Raw genomic sequence first — 17,900 nt, 5'->3', positions numbered from 1 at the left:
ACAACAACCGCACAAGACGAGAACCGAGTTATGGAAGCTTACTTCCTCGATTTCGCCAATATGCTGCTCAGGTGGCTGCATGTCATTGCCGCCGTTGCCTGGATCGGTGAGTCGATCTACTTCGTGATGCTGGATAACAGCCTGAAAACGCCTCAAGACGAGAGTGCTCGTAAGAAAGGCGTATTCGGCGAAATGTGGGCCGTGCATGGCGGCGGCTTCTACCATAACCAGAAATATGCCACTAGCCCGGGAAAACTTCCCGACGATCTGCATTGGTCGTTCTGGAAGTCCTACACCACTTGGCTGTCGGGCTTTGCCCTATTCACCCTGCTGTACATGACCAGCCCCGGAGTTTATCTGATCAATCCCAACAGTAGCTGGGAATGGGCGGCCAACATGACGGGCTGGCAAGCCAATATCGTGGCGCTGGTGTTCCTGCTACTGGGGTGGGTCGTCTACAACGAACTGTGCAAACGTCTCAGCCCCAACATGGAACGTGATGGCATCCTGAGCCTGGCGGTGGCAGTGCTGATGGTGGTGATTGCCTACCTGAGCACGCAGATCTTCGCGGGACGAGCGGCCTTTTTGTTGACCGGAGCGGTGATGGCCACCGCCATGTCGGCCAATGTGTTCTTCTGGATCATTCCTGGACAGCGTCGCATGGTCAAAGCGATGGAAGCCGGTGAAGAACCCAATCCATTGGATGGCAAACGCGGCAAGCAGCGCTCGGTTCACAACACCTACTTCACCCTGCCGGTGGTATTGCTGATGTTGAGTAATCACTATTCATTCATGTACAGCCATGAGCTGTCGTGGGTCATCATGTCGCTATTCATCTTCGCCGGTGCATTGATCCGTCAATTTTTCGTGGTGATGCACAGCGGCAAGATCCAGCCGGCCTACCCTGTGGCAGGGGTAGCATTGATTCTGCTCAGCGTATGGCTTGCCGCACCCGCCAGTAGTCCAACTTCCAATGCCGTGGCGGCAACCGAAGGCCCGACGCTGAATGAGGTACATGCCATCGTCACCGACCGGTGTGTGGCGTGCCATTCGCAAGCGCCGACACAGCCCGGTTTCGCTTCTGCCCCTGCCGGTGTCGTGTACGACACCCAAGAGCAACTGCTGCGTCAGATCGATCGCACCAAGCAAGTGGTGGCAAGCAAGTACATGCCGTTGGGTAACATGACCAACATGACGGATGAAGAGCGAGAGGTCATTGCGGCTTGGTCGGAGTGATGTCGCTGACGGGCCACAGGTCGTATCGACAGGCATAAAGCGTATACAATGGAGATATTCCTTGATGTCCAGTCGATGTGGAGTGTTGCCAATCATGACCGAGCGAAATCAAGCGCCGTCCCCATCGCTGGTTCAAGACGACAAGGCGGGTGAGCGCCCCAAGCGTCGAGGCAAGAATGGCGACGGTGCTGAGCGTCATGATGCGATCTACCGCTCGATCAGCGATGCCATCATCGAACATCGCCTGAAACCGGGAGCGCGCCTGCGCGAGGATGCGCTATCCGACGTGTTCGGCGTCAGCCGCACCGGTATTCGCAAGATCCTGCAGCGTCTGGCACTAGAGCAGTTGGTGACCCTGACGCCACGTCGAGGAGCCAGCGTGACGCGGCCCACTGCCGAGGAAGCCAAGGATGTCTTCGAGGCGCGCCAAATGGTGGAGTGCGGTTTGATGCCAGAGGTCGCTCGCCGCATCACTGACATCGATATCCGCGAATTGCGTGACATGGCCAGCCGCGAACGCCAGGCACTGCGTGCCGGCGAGCAGAGCACGGCGATCAAGTTGTCGGCTGCCTTTCACGAGCGTTTGGCCAAGCTTTCCGGCAATGCAACCCTGGCCGAGTTCGTTGCCCGCCTGTGTTCACGCTCGTCGCTGATCCTGGCCGTTTACGGCAGTTCAGGACATCTGGGCTGTGAGTCGCATGATCATGACGAGTTGATCCGCTTCCTCGAAGAAGGCAATGGCGAGCGCGCCAAGGCCTTCATGAGCCGTCATCTCAAGACCATCGAGTCATCACTGTCGATCGTCGAAGAAGCGGATGAAGTTCCCGACCTGCACCGTATCTTCATGGGGTGACATCATGTGGCTTCCCTCAAGTGAACGCCCCGCGCCAATGGCGCGGGGCGTGTGTCATCGAAGGGAGGGAACTCAGGACTTGGCCGTAGGAACGGTTACCGGCTGGCGCTGCATCAGGAAGTAGTAGAGTGCACCGCCGAGCCCTGCACCGATCAGCCAGGCATAGCCGGTCAGTGCCGCCAAGGCAGGAACCCACACCGAAGAGATCGAGAACAATGCGGCCAGACCGAAGGCCATCAGGGCTTTCTGGTTCCAGCCCTTGACGTAGTAGTAGGCACTGTCCGGTGCCGCAGAGAACATCTGCTGGATATCCAGCCGCTTATGCTTCACCAGATAGTAGTCGACCACGATGATGCCGTAGAAGGGAGCGACGACGGCGCCCAGGGCATTGACGAATCCAGGAACACCGATCTGGCTGATCACCGATACCCACAGTGCACCGATGAAGAACGCGACGATGGCGGTGATCAATCCCCCTATCTTGAAGCTGATCTTGCTGGGGAAGAGGTTGGCCAGATCGTAGGCCGGCGGAATGAAGTTGGCGACCAGGTTGATGCCTACGGTAGCGGCGAAGAAGGTCAGCGCCGCGATGATAGTCAATGGCAGGGAGTCGACACGCTCGACGATATCCGCCGGGTTGGTTAGCGCCTCGCCGAACAGCACCAGGGTGCCGGCAGTGATGATCAGTGCGATGAACGAGAAGAAAGCCACGTTGAGTGGCAGGCCGAGCAGGTTGCCGAGCTTCATGTGCCGCTCGCTTTTCACGAAGCGGGTGAAGTCGCCAAAATTGATCACTACCGCTGCAAAGTAGGCGACCATGGTGCCGACGATGGCCAGGAAGGCGGCAATGGAACTGCCGGAGTGCTCGCCCGAGGCACTGAAGATGGTGGCGACGGCAGGCAGCAGTTCATCACCGGCCTGGACCCACACCACGACCATCAATGCCACCATCACCACGTAGACCAATGGGCCAGCCCAGTTGAGGAAGTGCTTGATGCGGTCGATGCCTTGCCAGAAGATCGCGATCTGGAAGATCCATACGATCACGAACGAGACCCAAGCCACGCCGGACAACCCCAGGAACGTGCTGCCATCGCCGGCGCCGACGAAGGCGGTGATCAGCAGCGCCACCGCCGTGGAGGCGAAGTAGGTTTGTACGCCATACCAGAAGATGCCGATGATCGCGCGTAGCATGGCCGGCAGGTTGGCGCCTCGCACCCCCATGCTGGCCCGGATCATCACAGGGAATGGGATGCCGTACTTCACACTGGGTTTGCCGGTCAGGTTGACCAGCACCATGACGATGACGCCGGCCAGGATGATGGCGGCCATCACCGCCCAGCCATTCAGGCCATAAGTCAGGAACAGCGAGGCTGCCAGGGTGTAGCCGAACAGGCTTTGGATGTCGTTGGACCATACATTGAAGATTTCGAACCAGCCCCATGAGCGCTTGCTGTGCGGGATGGGGGCCAGGTCCTCGTTGTACAGGGTTGGATCGATCCTCTGGATATCCAGATCGTTGTCGTTCATGTGGGCACCCTCATGATTGTCTTTATGATGATAGGCCCCGTTCGGCTATACCGAACGGGGCGATGACACGTCCCACCGCGTGTGATCAGCTACGGAAGCGCTGGCACGGGGCCCAGTGCTGCATCAACAGATAGTAGGTGGCGCCAGCTGGGATCAGGCTCGCGTACCAGGACACCGCGGAGAAGCTAAGCGCCGCAACGATGCCAACAGCCGTGGCGACCAAGGCGGCGTAGTTGACGCCCCGGTAGGGCCCTTGCTCGTCATACAGCTTGGTAAGATCCAGGGTGCGACGACGGATCAGGAAGTAGTCGACCACCAGGATGGCGAAGATCGGGCCCAGGAACGCCGAGTAGGTCTGCACGAACAACTGCAAGCCGGCGGCGGATTCGTCCTGCACCAGCTTCCAGGGGAAGGTGGCGAAGGCCAGCAGGCCGACGATCACCGTGGCGGTGCGGAACTTCAGCTTGAAGACATCCATCAGCACATAGGTCGGCGGTACCACGTTGTTGAGCACGTTGGTGGTGACCTGGGCGAAGGCGATGAACAGCAGCGTGGTCATCAGCAGCGGCGTGTTGTCCACCGCATTGGCGAACACCTTGATCGGGTCGGCGACACCGGTGGCTTCGGAGACCATGAAGCCGATCAGGCCCATGAACAGCGTGCAGGGTAGGATCGACATCGAATAGATGGTGGTCAACAGCCCCGGGCCGGTACCGTGCTTGTGCTCGCGGGCATAGTCGCCGACGTTGAGGATCATGGTGCTGTAGATGCCCAGGAACAGCATGGTGGCACCCCAGAAGGGCAGGCCCCAGGAGCCTTCCATGGTCAGCAGGTTGGCCGACAGCACGTCACCGTAGCGCTGCACCGTGCTGTAGAACATGTAGACCAGCGAGGCGAGGATGAAGGCGCTACCGATGTTTTCCAGCCACTTGATGCCCTGGAAACCCATCACCGACAGGCCGATCTGCAGGAACTGGAAAGTGATGAAGTAGAACACCAGGTTGTCGAAGCCGAACAGTGTCGCCGAGACCATGTTCAGGGCACCGGCCCCGATCCAGCTCTGGAAGCCGTACCAGACGATGGCTGGAACCGCGCGCACCAGCCCCGGCAAGCGGGTGCCGGCAAAGCCGAAGGCGCTGCGCGCCTGGACCATGAAGGGAATGCCGTACTTGTAGCCAGCGGCACCATTTAGTGCCAAGGCGATACCGATCACGAAGCAACCGATGGCGATCGCCAGGGTGGCTTGGATCAGGTTGAGGGTACCGACGACGCTGGAGCCCATGGTGAAGGTCCCGATCGATACACACCCACCGAACCAGGCCAGCAGGTAGGAAGTTCGACCCATGATACGGGTCTTCTGGGGCGCCAGTGACTCTTCACCCGGAGCCTTGGTCGTTGGGCTGCCGGGCTGGCCGGCCACGGTGGCTTGGGCCTGAAGCGGCTCGTTGTTCATGATGGTGTCCTCGCAAGGGTTGAATGAATTGTTGTTGTCTGTCCGGCTTGATGGCCGGAAGGTGCTCTTGCGGCGTGCTCGTATTGTTGGTGTCGTTGGTATCTGGCTGTCGTCGTTACCCCCTATCCTTGGACTGGAGGTCGAGGTACGACAAATGCTCGTAACGCCCGACGAAGGATTTCGGCCGAGGGAAGGCCAGGTCGCCGTGCTTGCTGGTCTGCAGGCCGAGACCGGCTAGTGCTTCGGCTAGCTTGACGGCTGCAGTGACGCCCTCGACCACGGGTAGTCCTACGGCGTCACGAATCTGGCCGGTCAGCTTGGCCATGCCTCCGCAACCCAGCACGATGGCGCCGATATTGTCCTCCTCCTTGGCGCGCTGGCACTCGGTAATCACGCGATCCAGCGCCGCGTCGGCGTTTTCTTCAAGATCGAGTACCGGGATTTCAGCGGCGCGGACTCGCCGGCAATGATGACGAAAACCGTATTGATCCAGCAGATGCTCGGCGATGATGCCGGTGCGCCCCAGAGTGGTGACGATCGAGAAACGGGTGCTGATCAAGCTGGCCATGTGGAAGGCTGCCTCAGCGATACCGATCACTGGGGCGCGCGTCAGTTCTCGCGCTGCCTGCAGGCCGGGATCGCCGAAGCAGGCGATGACATAGGCATCGACCTGTTCGCGTTCACCGGTCAGAACTTCTTCCAGTACCCCCACGGCGCTGATCGCTTCGTCGAAGTGGCTTTCGATGGAAACAGGACCGTGAGCTGGCTGGGTGGTGGTGACATGCGTGCCGGGGGCGGCAATGAGGCGGGCCGCTTCACCGATTGCCGACGTCATGTCGGTAGTGGTGTTGGGGTTGATGACGCGGATATGCATCGCCTGTTGTGCTCCTGATATGTTGATTTATTGTTGTGAACAAAAAAAATTGTCTTTGTACACAAAATAGGCGATGGCAATGATCGACGCAAGTCCGAAATGATATTTTATGGAATTGAATATTTGTCTATAAAAATCAGATGGATATATTGCTCTATGTAATACGGTAAGCGATTGGTCGACATGTAGCACACTATTGCCGCTACTTTTCAAATCATTATGTCGCCAATATTCTTGTATTTTTGTATACATTATTGAGGTGCGCCATGCTGAGCTGCGGTGGGAGAGGTAAAAAACCGCTTTCTCATGCGGCTGCAGCCTGCAGTCAACGATGCTAGGAAAGGAAATTGACGTGGAGACTGTCTGGTTTCCGTTGCTCTGGCTTGCACAAAGAGTGGATACACCCTATCTTTTCTTTGTATACATAGTGATGGCTGTTTGGCCACGAGAAACAAGTCATGAGAAAACAAAAAGGATGCCGCCATGAGCTCGATACCCAACGATACCTATCCCCGTGACCTGATCGGCTACGGTCGCACTCCACCACAAGTCAACTGGCCGGGTCGGGCTCGCATTGCCGTTCAGTTCGTCCTCAATTATGAGGAAGGCGGTGAAAACTGCGTGCTTCACGGTGATAGCCATTCCGAGAAATTTCTTTCTGAGATCGTTGGTGCCGAGGCTTACCCAGAACGTCACATGAGCATGGAGTCGATCTACGAATACGGCTCTCGTGCCGGTGTGTGGCGCGTGCTCCGTGAGTTCGAGCGTCGCGGTTTGCCGTTGACGGTGTTCGGGGTGGCCATGGCCCTGGAGCGTCACCCTGAGCTAGCCCTTGCTTTCAAGGAGCTGGGGCATGAGATCGCCTGTCACGGCTGGCGTTGGATCCACTATCAGGGGATGTCAGAGAACATCGAGCGCGAACACATGCAGCGCGCTATCGAGATTTTCCAGAGACTCTATGGGGAAAAACCGCTGGGCTGGTATACCGGCCGTGACAGTCCCAATACGCGGCGCCTGGTACTGGACGAAGGCTCCTTCCTCTATGACAGCGACTACTACGGCGACGATCTGCCGTTCTGGACTCGCGAACGCGACAGCCAGGGCGAAGAGCAAGCTCATCTGGTGGTGCCCTACACGCTGGACACCAACGACATGCGCTTTGCCACGCCGCAAGGCTTCAACACCGGCGAGCACTTCTTCACCTATCTGCGCGACGCCTTCGACGTGCTGTATGCCGAAGGCGAAGAGTCACCCAAGATGCTCTCCATCGGCTTGCACTGCCGCCTGATCGGTCGCCCTGGCCGCTTCCGTGGTCTACAACGTTTCCTCGATCACATCGAGGCTCACGATCGGGTGTGGGTCACGCGTCGAGTGGACATCGCCCGTCACTGGATCGAGCACCATCCCGCTCCAATGGTGCGCTGAAACTGCTACAAAAACATTTTAACTATCCCTGAGTGCCACATTCCAGCCGGCTGGGGTGTGGCGCTTTGGCATGTCATGGAGTCCGAACTTCTCCCCGAGACGAGGCCGCTGTGAAAACACTATCCAGTTTCCGTTGAGGACTGGGGGCGACTATCCGTTTCGCGCTACACACCTTCCCATAACGCTCAAGAATCATCCCTTACGGCCGAGAATCCATGTGTGGTTCCATTCACCCATAGGGACATGCAACATGCTGCGCCGAATAAGTCTCCACACGGCCGTGATCGCCGTTCTCACCTGTTTCGCTCTGTTCGTGGGCATCATTTTCACGCTGGCATTCATCAATGATCGCGATGCCAGAGCAACGCAGGCAGGCCTCCATGCCAGCCACCTGCTGCAAGAGAAGAATTTCATGACGGGGAGTCTCTTCCTGGAGGCGCGGGGGCACCTGGACGCCGCTTCCCATTACCGCGAGGAAGGTCGCTCGCTGGAAGCGGACCGGCAACTGGAGGCCTTCGAGGGCACTATCGATAAGGCGCAGGCAAGCATCGACGCGCTGATGGCCACCCCCCTGGAAACGGGGCAAGGGGAGCGCCTGAGAGAAGAGATGAGGGCCGACTATGCAAGGATGCTATCACTGTTGGAGCGTCAGCGGGAGGCGCTGGATCAGAGCGATTCTGCCAACTTCATGGTGTTGAGAGATGAAGTGAGTGCCGTGGCGAATATCCTTGCCGTCAGCGGTCGTGATTTTACCGAATACCTGAAGTCCCAGTCTCGGGAACTGATGCGTCAACATGCCTCTCGAAGCGAACTTTACGCCTGGATAGACCTCGGCGTGATCGCGTTGACTGCACTGGTATTGGTACTGCTCTATGTGGGGCTGAGAAGAGTCGTCATTCAGCCGGTTGCGCAGGCCGTCGCCATGGTGAATCGCATGGCCGAAGGCGATCTGTCGCACAAGATCCTCACCACCAGCGAGAACGAAATTGGCAAGTTGCTCAATGCTTTGTGCCAGATGCGACTGAGGATGGTCGATATGATCGGCTCGGTGCGCGAGGGCAGTGGCGCGATCCTGGTGGGCAGCCAGGACATCGCCAGTGGCAATGCCGATCTTTCCTTACGCACCGATCAGCAGGCGGCGTCGCTCGAGGAGACGGCGGCGAGCATGGAGCAGTTGACCGCCACCGTGAAGCAGAATGCCGACAATGCCTTGCAAGCCAGCGGGCTGGCCCAGGAGGCCTCAAGCACTGCCGAGCATGGCGGCGAGGTGGTGCAGCAGGTGGTCGCCACCATGCAGGACATTTCCGAGGAATCGCGGAAAGTCGCCGACATCACCGGCCTGATCGACTCGATTGCCTTTCAAACCAACATCCTGGCGCTCAACGCTTCCGTGGAAGCCGCCCGGGCTGGAGATCAAGGTCGAGGCTTCGCCGTGGTGGCGGGAGAAGTCCGTAACCTCGCCGGGCGCTCGGCGGCGGCCGCCAGTGAGATCAAGCAACTGATCGAGCACTCCGTGGGGCAGGTCAGCCGAGGTTCCGCGCTGGTGGAGGATGCCGGCAAGACCATGCAAGAGATCGTCACGGCGGTCAAGCGTGTCACCGACATCATGGATGAGATTTCCTCCGCGTCACAGGAGCAGAGCGATGGCATCGACCAGGTGAACCAGGCCGTGAGTCAGATGGATGGGGTGACGCAGCAGAATACCGCCTTGGTTCAAGAAGCGGCTGCTGCTGCCACCACCCTGGAGAAGCAGGCACAGCAACTGGAGCAGGCCGTGGCGGTATTTCGCTTGAATGAACACGAAGTGCGGGCCAGGCGGGGGGCTTCCCAGCCGGCGATAACGCAAGACCGGCCAAGCTCCAACGAGAAGGCGCCATCTTCGGCATTCCGCTCCGCTGCATTGCCGTCTGCGTCCGGAACCACCACGAAGACTCCTGCCGAGGACGAGTGGCTGGAATTCTAAGGAAACGGCGAACCACATGACTCGATCCAATGACAACGACAGGCCCTTGCAGCGCTCCGCTGAGATGGCGGATCTCACTGAGTGCAAATATCGGGAAAGGGATCTCAGGGAGGCGCTCGAGCTGGTGGAGGGGATCATCAACGCCATCCCCGACGTGCTATTCGAGGTGGACCGAGACGGAACATACCTGAATGTCTGGACGAAGAACCCCGACATGCTGGCGGCGCCGAAGGAAGAACTGCTGGGCAGGACGGTCCACGAAGTACTGCCACCCGAACAAGCTGTCGACGCGCTGAAGGCCATCGCCGAGGCCGACGAGAAAGGGGTGACTTACGGCAATATCTTCAGCATCCCCCTGCCGGACGGCGAGTGCCTCTGGTTTGAGCACTCGCTGGCGAAGAAGCCCGGCAGCACGCCGTCCGCCGACACCTTCCTGGTGTTGTCGCGCGACATCACCGAGCGCAAGCAGGTGGAACACGCCCTCGACGAGACGCGCACACGTCTGCTCAGTGTGGTTCAGGCCATTCCCGACATGGTGTGGTTGAAGGATGTCGAGGGCATCTTCCTGTTTTGCAACCAGGCGTTTGCCCAGGCAGTGGGGAAACGCGAAGCCGAGGTCGTCGGGGGAACGGATTACGACCTGTTCGAGCCCGAAGAGGCCGCTTGCTGTCGCGAGTCCGACCGGGCCGCGATGGAGGCCGGGCGCCTTTGTCTCGACGAGGAATGGATCACGCATCACCTCACCGGCCAGCCTGTATTGCTGGAAACGCGCAAGGTACCGGTATTCAACGCACACGGCAGGATGACCGGGGTGCTCGGTGTCGGCTGCGACATTACTGAGCGCAAACGGATGCAGTCGGCGCTGGCCGCGCGCGAGCGGGAATTTCGTACCCTGGTCGAACACTCCCCTGATATGGTGGCACGCTATGACCGTGACTTGCGGCGCCTGTATGTCAATCCGGCTTTCGCTGCGACGCTGGTAGGGGATGACATGGCTGCATTACTCGGCAAGACGCCATCGGAATGTCCGGGTGGGTCATATGCCTCCATCTACGAACAGAACATGAGTGAGGTGTTCGAGACCGCGAAGGGCCGCGAATTCGAGATGACATGGAAAGACAGAAGCGGCCGCGAACTCTGTCATCTGGTCCGTATGACCCCGGAATTCGCTGAAGATGGCAGTGTGGAAAGCGTGCTCATGGTAGGGCGCGATATCACCGAGTTGAGCGATTCCCGCCAGAAAATCCATCGGATGGCCTTTTACGACTCGCTCACGTCGCTGCCGAACCGTGCGCTGTTCAACGACCGCTTGCAGCAGATGATCGTCGATGCCTCGTGGCATGGCCAGATGGCGGGTGTGATGCTGATCGACATGGATCAATTCAAGGCCGTCAACGACACCATGGGTCACGCCGTCGGCGATGAGTTGTTGCGCGAAGCGGCTGCACGACTGAGTGCATGCGTGCGCAGCTACGACACCGTAGCGCGCTTTGGGGGCGACGAGTTCGCCATCCTGCTGCCGGAAGTTCGTCATGGCGATGATCTCGCCCGCATCGCCGACAAGATACTCGGAAAGTTCGAAGAATGCTTTCTGTTGGACGGCAGGGAGGTCTTTGTGTCGTGCAGTATCGGCATCGCGGTTTACCCCGACGACAGCAGCGATGCCGGAGACCTGGTGAAATATGCGGATGCAGCGATGTATTTCGCCAAACGCAGTGGACGCAATAATTTTCGTTATTACTCAAAAGACCTGACGGCCAGCGCCAAACAGCGCCTGACCCTGGAATCGGAACTGCGACGCGCCGCCGAACGCATGGAGCTCGAACTGCATTACCAGCCCAAGGTGTCGCTGGACGACGGAGCGATGGTAGGTTCGGAAGCCTTGCTGAGATGGTGCCATCCGCGGCTTGGCATGGTGCCCCCCACTCAGTTCATCCAGATTGCCGAGGATACCGGGCTGATCGTCGATCTGGGCCAATGGGTGCTGCGCGAGGCCTGCAGGACGGCCGCAAAATGGAACGCCGCAGGTATGGCTCCTCACAAGGTGGCGATCAATTTATCGGCCAGACAGTTCCAGTCCCAGAATCTGGCTGGGGTGGTGGCCGATATCCTGAATGACACCGCTTGCCGCCCGGAGTGGATAGAACTTGAAATCACCGAAAGCCTTCTGCTCGACGATAACGGCAAGACACTGGATGCACTTTCGGAACTTCGGTCCATGGGCGTTTCCATCGCTATCGACGATTTCGGTACCGGCTATTCGGCACTGAGCTATCTGGCGCGGTTCCCCATCGATACGTTGAAGATCGACCGCTCGTTCATACAAAGCGTCATCACCGACCATTACGGGGCTGAACTCGTGAAAGCCATCTTGTCCATCGCGCGCAGCCTCGGTCAGCAGGTGGTGGCGGAAGGTGTCGAAACGATCGAGCAGGCAGCCTTCCTGGCGGCCCACGGCTGTCAGTTGGCACAAGGGTTCCTCTACAGCAAGCCTATGCCCGAGGCCGAGATCGCTGCATTGCCGCGGAATTTCAGTGATGGCTATCCCACTTCCAAGGCGCTCAATCTCGAAGGCTGAGCATGTCCTTGCCTTCCTTTCTTGGATTGCATGGTTGGTCGCACGGGTGTGAAATATGGCGCAATTCCCTTTTGGCAACGTCACGGATAGTCATGACGCCACACATCGGTCAGCGGATCACGGCCCAGTACGCCGAGCTGAGTACCCAGGAGCAACGGGTTGCGGCCTTCATCCTCGATCATTTCGATGATCTGGCGATGTACAGTGCCGCCGACCTGTCGCGGCTAACCGGGGTTTCCAAATCCACGGTCAGTCGTCTGTTTCGGCGTCTCGGCTTCGATAATTATCAGGCTGTGAAGGTGCATGCCCGGCAACTACGCAGTCTCGGCATGCCCCTGGTCACCGATGCCGATGCAATGGCGGGTGATGGCGAGCGCTTCAAGCGCCATCTGCAACGCGAAGAGGAAAACCTGCGACGGGTGCTGGCGGGTATCGAACCACAGGTTTTCGAAGAGATCGTGCGTTGTCTGGATGGCGCGCGCCAGGTCGTGACGGTTGGGTTTCGCAATAGCTACCCACTGGCGATGCATTGCCGGCAGCAGTTGATCCAGGCGCGAGAGCAGGTCAGGTTGGCACCCGAACCCAACCAGTCGCTGGCCGAGGAACTGATTGGCCTGGGCAAGGAAGACCTGGTGATCCTGTTCGGTTTCCGGCGTCGGCCACGGATTTTCGAAGATGTGGTAAGCGCGTTCGATAGCATTCCCTGCCGTGTATTGCTGATCGCCGACGCGACGGCGGCCGGTTTCGAAAGGCAGGTCGACTGGCGGTTGGAGTGCCCGCTCGATAGCATCTCCGCTTTCGACAGCTATGCCAGCGCGATGAGTCTTATCAGCCTGTTGGCCAATGGTTTGTTGCATCATCGCCTGGCCCAAGGGCGTGCCCGCATCGATGCGGTGAGTGAACTCTATGGACGATTGGATGAGTTGGCTCCTTGATGCCCCTTGATGGTGCGCCACCTATCTCTTTCCCCTCCTTGGCGCCCCAAAAAGGTGCCATGATGCCACCCCCTGCCACGACAACATGAAATTTGTGTTTCGCTAATGAGTTGATTGGAAAAGCGTATTCGATCTTCTGGTATGCACATTGCTCTATTGTGAAACGAAAGTTTCTCAAGTATCACCGTTGAGACGTTAGTTTCGCAATTCGCGTATATAAAGCTATAGCTATATAAGCAGAGCAGTTGATCCCACCAGGAGAACAATCAATGAGATATCTGGATCGTGGTTTCAAGAGCATGAAAGGGATTCTCGCCGCTGGCCTGTTCGCTGTGGCGGGCTTGGGTGCTACTGTCGTCAGTCAGCCGGCCCAGGCCGATGCCTTGTCCGAGATCGAACAGCGCGGCACCTTACGAGTCGCCGTGCCCCAGGATTTCCCGCCATTCGGCTTGGTGGGCACCGACCTGCAGCCGCGTGGTTACGATATCGACATGGCAAACTACTTGGCCGAGGGGATGGGGGTCGAGTTGGAATTGGTGACCGTGACCAGTGCCAACCGCATTCCCTTCCTGCAGACCCGCCAAGTGGATCTGGTGATCTCGAGCCTGGGCAAGAATCCGGAGCGCGAGGCCATGATCGACTTCTCCTCTGCCTATGCACCCTTCTTCCTCGGTTTGTTCGGCACGGATGAGGCGGCACGGTTGGGCTCGGTGGACGAGCTCGCTGGCATGACCATCGGCGTGACCCGGGGTTCCGTCGAGGACATGGAGCTCAGCGACATCGCGCCCGCCGACACGACGATCAATCGTTTCGAGGACAATGCCACCACCATTGCCGCTTTCCTCTCGGGGCAAGTCGACTACATTGCCACCGGCAACCTGGTGGCCGCCGAGATCGCCGAGCGCTACAGCGACCGCGCACCAACCTTGATCTATCAGCTCAAAGACTCTCCCTGCTACGTCGGCATGAACAAGGAAGAACCGGCGCTGATGGCGAAGGTCAATGAACTGGTCGCCCAGGCCTTGGATGATGGCACCCTCGAGTCGCTCTCCCAGAAGTGGCTGCATGCCAGCCTGCCCGATAACTTCGGCATGTGAGGTCGAACATGGGGCTGACTCTGGACTTCCTCGCGTTGTCGCCCTATGCCGGTGAGCTGGCGAGAGGGCTGGTCACCACGGTCGTACTGACCGTGGTGACTACCCTTTCCGGATTGATGCTGGCCATCGTCGTGGCGTATCTGAAAGTGCATGCCGCCACCTGGGTACGCCGGATCCTGGGAGGCTATGTCGAGCTGACGCGTAACACGCCCTTCATCGTGCAATTGTTCTTCATTTTCTTTGGCCTACCGGCATTCGGCATCAAGATCGACGCGATCACCGCGGCATTTCTGGCCATGACGTTGAACCTGGCGGCGTACACTGCGGAGATCCTGCGTGCCGGGATCGAGGCCACCGGACGGGGGCAACTCGAGGCGGCCCGCACCTTGGGCATGTCGAAACTCCAAAGTTATCGGCATGTGGTGCTGGTGCCGGCCTTCGCGCGCATCTATCCCGCGCTGACCAGCCAATGCATCATCGTCATGCTCGGTTCGGCGGTGGTTTCGCAGATCTCGGTGTTCGACCTGACCTTTGCGGCGAACTTCATCCAGTCGCGTAACTTCCGCAGCTTCGAGGCGTATCTGCTGGTGACGCTCGTCTATCTACTGCTGGCGGTGGGCATGCGTCAGCTCTTCCTGCTGGTCGGTCGTCGGTTGTTCGCCTTTCGGCAAGGGGGGCTGGCATGATCGAGTTCACGCTATGGGATATCGTGCGCAACCTGCTGCTGGCGGCCCGCTGGACTATTGTATTGTCGCTGATCGCCTTCATCGGTGGCGCATCGCTTGGCTTGCTGTTCACCGTACTGCGACTGTCCGGCAACAGATTGCTAAAGGTCATGATCGGTATTTACGTGGACGTCTTCCAGGGCACGCCCTTGCTGATGCAACTGTTTCTGGCCTACTTCGGTACCGCGGCTCTGGGATTCAATGTTTCGGCCTGGGCTGCCGCCTCCATCGCGCTGACGCTGTTCACCAGCGCTTTTCTCTGTGACATCTGGCGGGGCTGTCTCGAGGCGGTTCCGCGAGGTCAGTGGCATGCCTCCCGCGTTCTGGGGATGGATTATCTGCAGACGATGCGTCATGTGATTCTGCCTCAGGCGTTGCGGCTGTCGGTACCACCCACGGTTGGCTTCTCGGTGCAGGTTATCAAGGGCACGGCGCTGGCATCGGTGATCGGCTTCGTCGAGTTGACCAAGGCCGGGACCATGCTCAACAACGCCACGTTCGCCCCCTTCACCATCTTCGCGCTGGTGGCCCTGATCTATTTCGCACTGTGCTATCCCCTTTCCCGCTATTCACGCTACCTGGAGAGACGCCTCTATGACGCTGGTATGCGTTAAGGACCTGCATAAATCCTTCGGTGACCTGGAAGTGCTCAAAGGGGTCGACCTGGACGTTGCTCCCGGCGAGGTGGTCGCCATTATCGGACGCAGTGGCTCAGGCAAGAGCACGTTGCTGCGTTGTCTGAACCAGCTCGAACAGCATGATGGTGGCGATATCGAAATCGCGGGCCAGCGACTCGATGCCGATGCCATGGCGCCAAGCGACCTGAGCCGCAATGTCGGTATGGTCTTCCAGAGTTTCAACCTGTTCCCCCACAAGACCGTGGGGGAGAACGTGATGCTGGCGCCTGTCGTCGTGCGTGGCGTGGACAAGCTGGAGGCAGCGCGCGTGGCCCGGGAAGTGCTCGACAAGGTCGGCATGTTGGAGAAGTTCGACGCTTACCCTGCGCAGCTTTCCGGTGGCCAGCAGCAGCGTGTCGCCATCGCCCGGGCCTTGGCCATGAAGCCCAAGGTCTTGCTGTGTGACGAAGTCACCTCGGCACTGGACCCGGAACTGGTAGGTGAGGTGCTCCGTGTGCTGGAAGCCCTCGCCGAGGAGGGCATGACCCTGATCCTGGTGACCCACGAGATGAAGTTCGCGCACGACGTGGCCGATCGAGTCGTCTTCATGCATCACGGGCGCATTCACGAACAGGGCGATCCCAAGACGCTGTTTAACCATCCCAGCACTCCTGAACTAAAGCAGTTTATCTCGGCAGTACTTTAAGGAAACACTGAATAAATGTCTGCGCCGCTCAATCGCTGCGTTGCGCGGTGCTCGGAAGCCTCACCTATACCCCATAGGCTCCGGTTGACTCGAAACCTGCGGTTTCTCGCCCCTTCGGGGCCATCCTTCGGATGTTTGTCGCTGCGCTCGGTTCTGTGCTCCGTGCGCCTTGCGCTTGAGCATGCTCGTCGGTTCATTCAGCACTTCCTTGAAACCGATGAGTCCGTCCCGCATTCCGGGGGATGTGGAGCGGGCTCGCCCATCCTCTATCTCCTATCCTATGCTTTAGGCTACGGGTGGATTCATTTTTATGAGTTTTTGTATACGATATGTTCGTGAGCTTGCTTTGCTGCTGATCGGAAGCTAATCTGAAAATAGATTCCATATTTATAAGAAGCTTGATGAAAGGACGAATGATGGCCAGCCGAAACTACTATGCACCCCAGGGTGGGCACCCCCCTCAAACCCAACTGTTGTCGGATCGCGCGGTATTCACCGAGGCCTATGCGGTGATCCCCAAAGGTGTGTTGCGCGATATCGTGACCAGCAACCTGCCGTTCTGGGACAAGACCCGTTTGTGGGTGCTGGCCCGCCCGTTGTCCGGCTTCGCCGAGACCTTCTCGCAGTACATCGTCGAGATATCGCCGGGTGGTGGTAGCGAGAAGCCGGAACTCGACCCCGCGGCAGAAGGCGTGCTGTTCGTGGTCGAAGGCGAGCTCTCCCTGACGCTGGCCGGTGAACGCCACCACATGCTGCCGGGCGGCTATGCCTTCATTCCGCCGGGCAGCCACTGGCAGGTGCATAATGAGTCGGACGCCCCGGTGCGCTTCCACTGGGTGCGCAAGGCCTACGAGTTCGTCGAAGGGATCGAGGTGCCAGAGGCCTTCGTCACCAACGAGAACGATATCGAGCCCACCCCCATGCCGGACACAGAAGAGCGCTGGGCTACCACACGCTTCGTCGATCCGCAGGATGTACGACATGACATGCACGTTAACATCGTCACCTTCCAGCCCGGCGGGGTGATTCCGTTCGACGAGACACACGTCATGGAACACGGCTTGTACGTGCTGGAAGGCAAGGCGGTTTACCACCTCAACCAGGATTGGGTCGAAGTGGAAGCCGGTGACTTCATGTGGCTGCGCGCTTTCTGCCCGCAGGCTTGCTACGCCGGTGGCCCGGGACCGTTCCGCTATCTGCTGTATAAAGATGTCAACCGCCATGCGGCTCTGCGTCTGGGCGCCCGCTGAAAGAACGGCGCCGCCAGGGGTATCGGGGGCAGGCCGAAGAGGAGGTCCGATGCCATGGATGGCATCGGTAGCGCCCAGGGATGGGTTCACAGCGCCTCCTCGCAGACCTGCTCCCGAATCAGCCCCACCGCTGAGGCAATGGCAATAGGCCTGCTGAAGGACAACGACATGTTGGAATTGAAAGCCGAGCCGCTGACGCCGGAGGCCTTCGCGCCTTTTGGTGACGTGATCGATACGCGCGGCGCCGATTACTTCCCGATCAACGCCGGGCGGACCCGGCGTTACCACGACCTGGCCAAGGTCGAGACCCTAGGCGAGGAAGCGCGAGCACTGATCAGCATCTTCGTCAGCCAGCCGGTCGATGTGCCACTAGAACTCGACTTTCTCGAGCGCCACCCGCAGGGTAGTCAAGCGTTCATGCCATTGCACGAAGAGCGCTTCCTGGTGGTCGTCGCACCACCGGGGGATGAAATAGATACAAACGATGTGCGTGCCTTCGTCACCGATGGCCGCCAGGGCGTGAACTATCGCGCTGGTACCTGGCATGCCATCCAGTCGGTGCTCGAGCGTGAAGGTGAGTTCCTGGTCGTCGATCGCGGTGGCCGGGGCAGCAACTGCGACGAGTACCCGCTCAACGTGCGAGTCACGCTGGACTGAA

The 17,900-nt window shown here is 59.0% G+C and carries 15 protein-coding genes; 12 read left to right on the top strand and 3 right to left on the bottom strand.

Going from position 1 to position 17,900, the window contains the following annotated elements:
• Positions 1-30 precede the first annotated feature (30 nt).
• Both L861_RS18850 and L861_RS18845 read left to right on the top strand, forming a co-directional pair.
• Positions 31-1,236: a urate hydroxylase PuuD gene (locus L861_RS18850; RefSeq protein ID WP_016418245.1), complete on the top strand. Its 1,206-nt coding sequence runs from the start codon at positions 31-33 to the stop codon at positions 1,234-1,236.
• A gap of 94 nt (positions 1,237-1,330) precedes the next feature.
• Positions 1,331-2,089 (top strand): GntR family transcriptional regulator, encoded by a 759-nt coding sequence (locus tag L861_RS18845; RefSeq protein WP_016418244.1) that lies wholly within the window; start codon positions 1,331-1,333, stop codon positions 2,087-2,089.
• Between the two features lie 72 nt (positions 2,090-2,161).
• Here the strand turns inward: L861_RS18845 and L861_RS18840 are convergent, their stop codons facing one another.
• The 3 genes from L861_RS18840 to L861_RS18830 all read right to left on the bottom strand — a co-directional run bounded on the left by L861_RS18840 (position 2,162) and on the right by L861_RS18830 (position 5,946).
• Positions 2,162-3,619 carry an NCS1 family nucleobase:cation symporter-1 gene (locus tag L861_RS18840; RefSeq protein ID WP_016418243.1) on the bottom strand — a complete coding sequence of 486 codons (1,458 nt, stop codon included), beginning with the start codon at positions 3,617-3,619 and terminating at the stop codon, positions 2,162-2,164.
• Positions 3,620-3,704: 85 nt separating this feature from the next.
• Positions 3,705-5,072, bottom strand: a complete 1,368-nt coding sequence (locus tag L861_RS18835) for an NCS1 family transporter (protein ID WP_016418242.1) — start codon at positions 5,070-5,072, stop codon at positions 3,705-3,707.
• Positions 5,073-5,187: 115 nt separating this feature from the next.
• The gene (locus L861_RS18830) at positions 5,188-5,946 is read right to left on the bottom strand and encodes an aspartate/glutamate racemase family protein (protein ID WP_016418241.1); all 759 of its coding nucleotides are present in this window, start codon (positions 5,944-5,946) and stop codon (positions 5,188-5,190) included.
• 483 nt (positions 5,947-6,429) lie between these two features.
• Between L861_RS18830 and puuE the strand changes: the two genes are divergently transcribed.
• The 10 genes from puuE (at position 6,430) to L861_RS18780 (ending at position 17,899) form a co-directional block, all read left to right on the top strand.
• A complete protein-coding gene (gene puuE / locus L861_RS18825; RefSeq protein ID WP_016418240.1) occupies positions 6,430-7,371 on the top strand; it encodes an allantoinase PuuE in 942 nt (313 codons plus the stop codon).
• Positions 7,372-7,621: 250 nt separating this feature from the next.
• Positions 7,622-9,334, top strand: a complete 1,713-nt coding sequence (locus L861_RS25190) for a methyl-accepting chemotaxis protein (RefSeq protein ID WP_016418239.1) — start codon at positions 7,622-7,624, stop codon at positions 9,332-9,334.
• A gap of 16 nt (positions 9,335-9,350) precedes the next feature.
• Positions 9,351-11,912 (top strand): sensor domain-containing protein, encoded by a 2,562-nt coding sequence (locus tag L861_RS18815; RefSeq protein WP_016418238.1) that lies wholly within the window; start codon positions 9,351-9,353, stop codon positions 11,910-11,912.
• Positions 11,913-12,004: 92 nt separating this feature from the next.
• Entirely contained in the window at positions 12,005-12,847 is an 843-nt protein-coding gene (locus L861_RS18810) for a MurR/RpiR family transcriptional regulator (RefSeq protein ID WP_016418237.1), read from the top strand.
• Between the two features lie 269 nt (positions 12,848-13,116).
• Complete coding sequence (locus L861_RS18805; protein ID WP_016418236.1) at positions 13,117-13,944, top strand: transporter substrate-binding domain-containing protein; 828 nt, start codon at positions 13,117-13,119, stop codon at positions 13,942-13,944.
• A gap of 8 nt (positions 13,945-13,952) precedes the next feature.
• Positions 13,953-14,630, top strand: coding sequence for an amino acid ABC transporter permease (locus L861_RS18800; RefSeq protein WP_016418235.1), 678 nt, complete (start codon positions 13,953-13,955; stop codon positions 14,628-14,630).
• On the top strand, positions 14,627-15,283 hold the full coding sequence (locus L861_RS18795) for an amino acid ABC transporter permease (RefSeq protein WP_016418234.1): 657 nt from the start codon (positions 14,627-14,629) through the stop codon (positions 15,281-15,283). Before L861_RS18800 ends, L861_RS18795 begins: the two co-directional genes overlap by 4 nt.
• Positions 15,264-15,992, top strand: coding sequence for an amino acid ABC transporter ATP-binding protein (locus L861_RS18790; RefSeq protein ID WP_016418233.1), 729 nt, complete (start codon positions 15,264-15,266; stop codon positions 15,990-15,992). Before L861_RS18795 ends, L861_RS18790 begins: the two co-directional genes overlap by 20 nt.
• A 416-nt stretch (positions 15,993-16,408) precedes the next feature.
• Positions 16,409-17,242 carry a bifunctional allantoicase/(S)-ureidoglycine aminohydrolase gene (locus tag L861_RS18785; RefSeq protein ID WP_016418232.1) on the top strand — a complete coding sequence of 278 codons (834 nt, stop codon included), beginning with the start codon at positions 16,409-16,411 and terminating at the stop codon, positions 17,240-17,242.
• 168 nt (positions 17,243-17,410) lie between these two features.
• Positions 17,411-17,899: an ureidoglycolate lyase gene (locus tag L861_RS18780; RefSeq protein ID WP_027947568.1), complete on the top strand. Its 489-nt coding sequence runs from the start codon at positions 17,411-17,413 to the stop codon at positions 17,897-17,899.
• Position 17,900 lies beyond the last annotated feature (1 nt).

The sequence above is a fragment of the Litchfieldella anticariensis FP35 = DSM 16096 genome, assembly GCF_000409775.1.
Lineage (GTDB): Bacteria > Pseudomonadota > Gammaproteobacteria > Pseudomonadales > Halomonadaceae > Litchfieldella > Litchfieldella anticariensis.
This window is presented reverse-complemented; position numbering and strand designations above follow the sequence as displayed.

Excerpts from the sequence above, each read along its gene's own strand:
- L861_RS18850 (WP_016418245.1), top strand. The coding sequence starts at position 31 with ATGGAAGCTTACTTCCTCGATTTCGCCAATATGCTGCTCAGGTGGCTG.
- L861_RS18845 (WP_016418244.1), top strand. The coding sequence starts at position 1,331 with ATGACCGAGCGAAATCAAGCGCCGTCCCCATCGCTGGTTCAAGACGAC.
- L861_RS18840 (WP_016418243.1), bottom strand. The coding sequence starts at position 3,619 with ATGAACGACAACGATCTGGATATCCAGAGGATCGATCCAACCCTGTAC.
- L861_RS18835 (WP_016418242.1), bottom strand. The coding sequence starts at position 5,072 with ATGAACAACGAGCCGCTTCAGGCCCAAGCCACCGTGGCCGGCCAGCCC.
- L861_RS18830 (WP_016418241.1), bottom strand. The coding sequence starts at position 5,946 with ATGCATATCCGCGTCATCAACCCCAACACCACTACCGACATGACGTCG.
- puuE (WP_016418240.1), top strand. The coding sequence starts at position 6,430 with ATGAGCTCGATACCCAACGATACCTATCCCCGTGACCTGATCGGCTAC.
- L861_RS25190 (WP_016418239.1), top strand. The coding sequence starts at position 7,622 with ATGCTGCGCCGAATAAGTCTCCACACGGCCGTGATCGCCGTTCTCACC.
- L861_RS18815 (WP_016418238.1), top strand. The coding sequence starts at position 9,351 with ATGACTCGATCCAATGACAACGACAGGCCCTTGCAGCGCTCCGCTGAG.
- L861_RS18810 (WP_016418237.1), top strand. The coding sequence starts at position 12,005 with ATGACGCCACACATCGGTCAGCGGATCACGGCCCAGTACGCCGAGCTG.
- L861_RS18805 (WP_016418236.1), top strand. The coding sequence starts at position 13,117 with ATGAGATATCTGGATCGTGGTTTCAAGAGCATGAAAGGGATTCTCGCC.
- L861_RS18800 (WP_016418235.1), top strand. The coding sequence starts at position 13,953 with ATGGGGCTGACTCTGGACTTCCTCGCGTTGTCGCCCTATGCCGGTGAG.
- L861_RS18795 (WP_016418234.1), top strand. The coding sequence starts at position 14,627 with ATGATCGAGTTCACGCTATGGGATATCGTGCGCAACCTGCTGCTGGCG.
- L861_RS18790 (WP_016418233.1), top strand. The coding sequence starts at position 15,264 with ATGACGCTGGTATGCGTTAAGGACCTGCATAAATCCTTCGGTGACCTG.
- L861_RS18785 (WP_016418232.1), top strand. The coding sequence starts at position 16,409 with ATGGCCAGCCGAAACTACTATGCACCCCAGGGTGGGCACCCCCCTCAA.
- L861_RS18780 (WP_027947568.1), top strand. The coding sequence starts at position 17,411 with ATGTTGGAATTGAAAGCCGAGCCGCTGACGCCGGAGGCCTTCGCGCCT.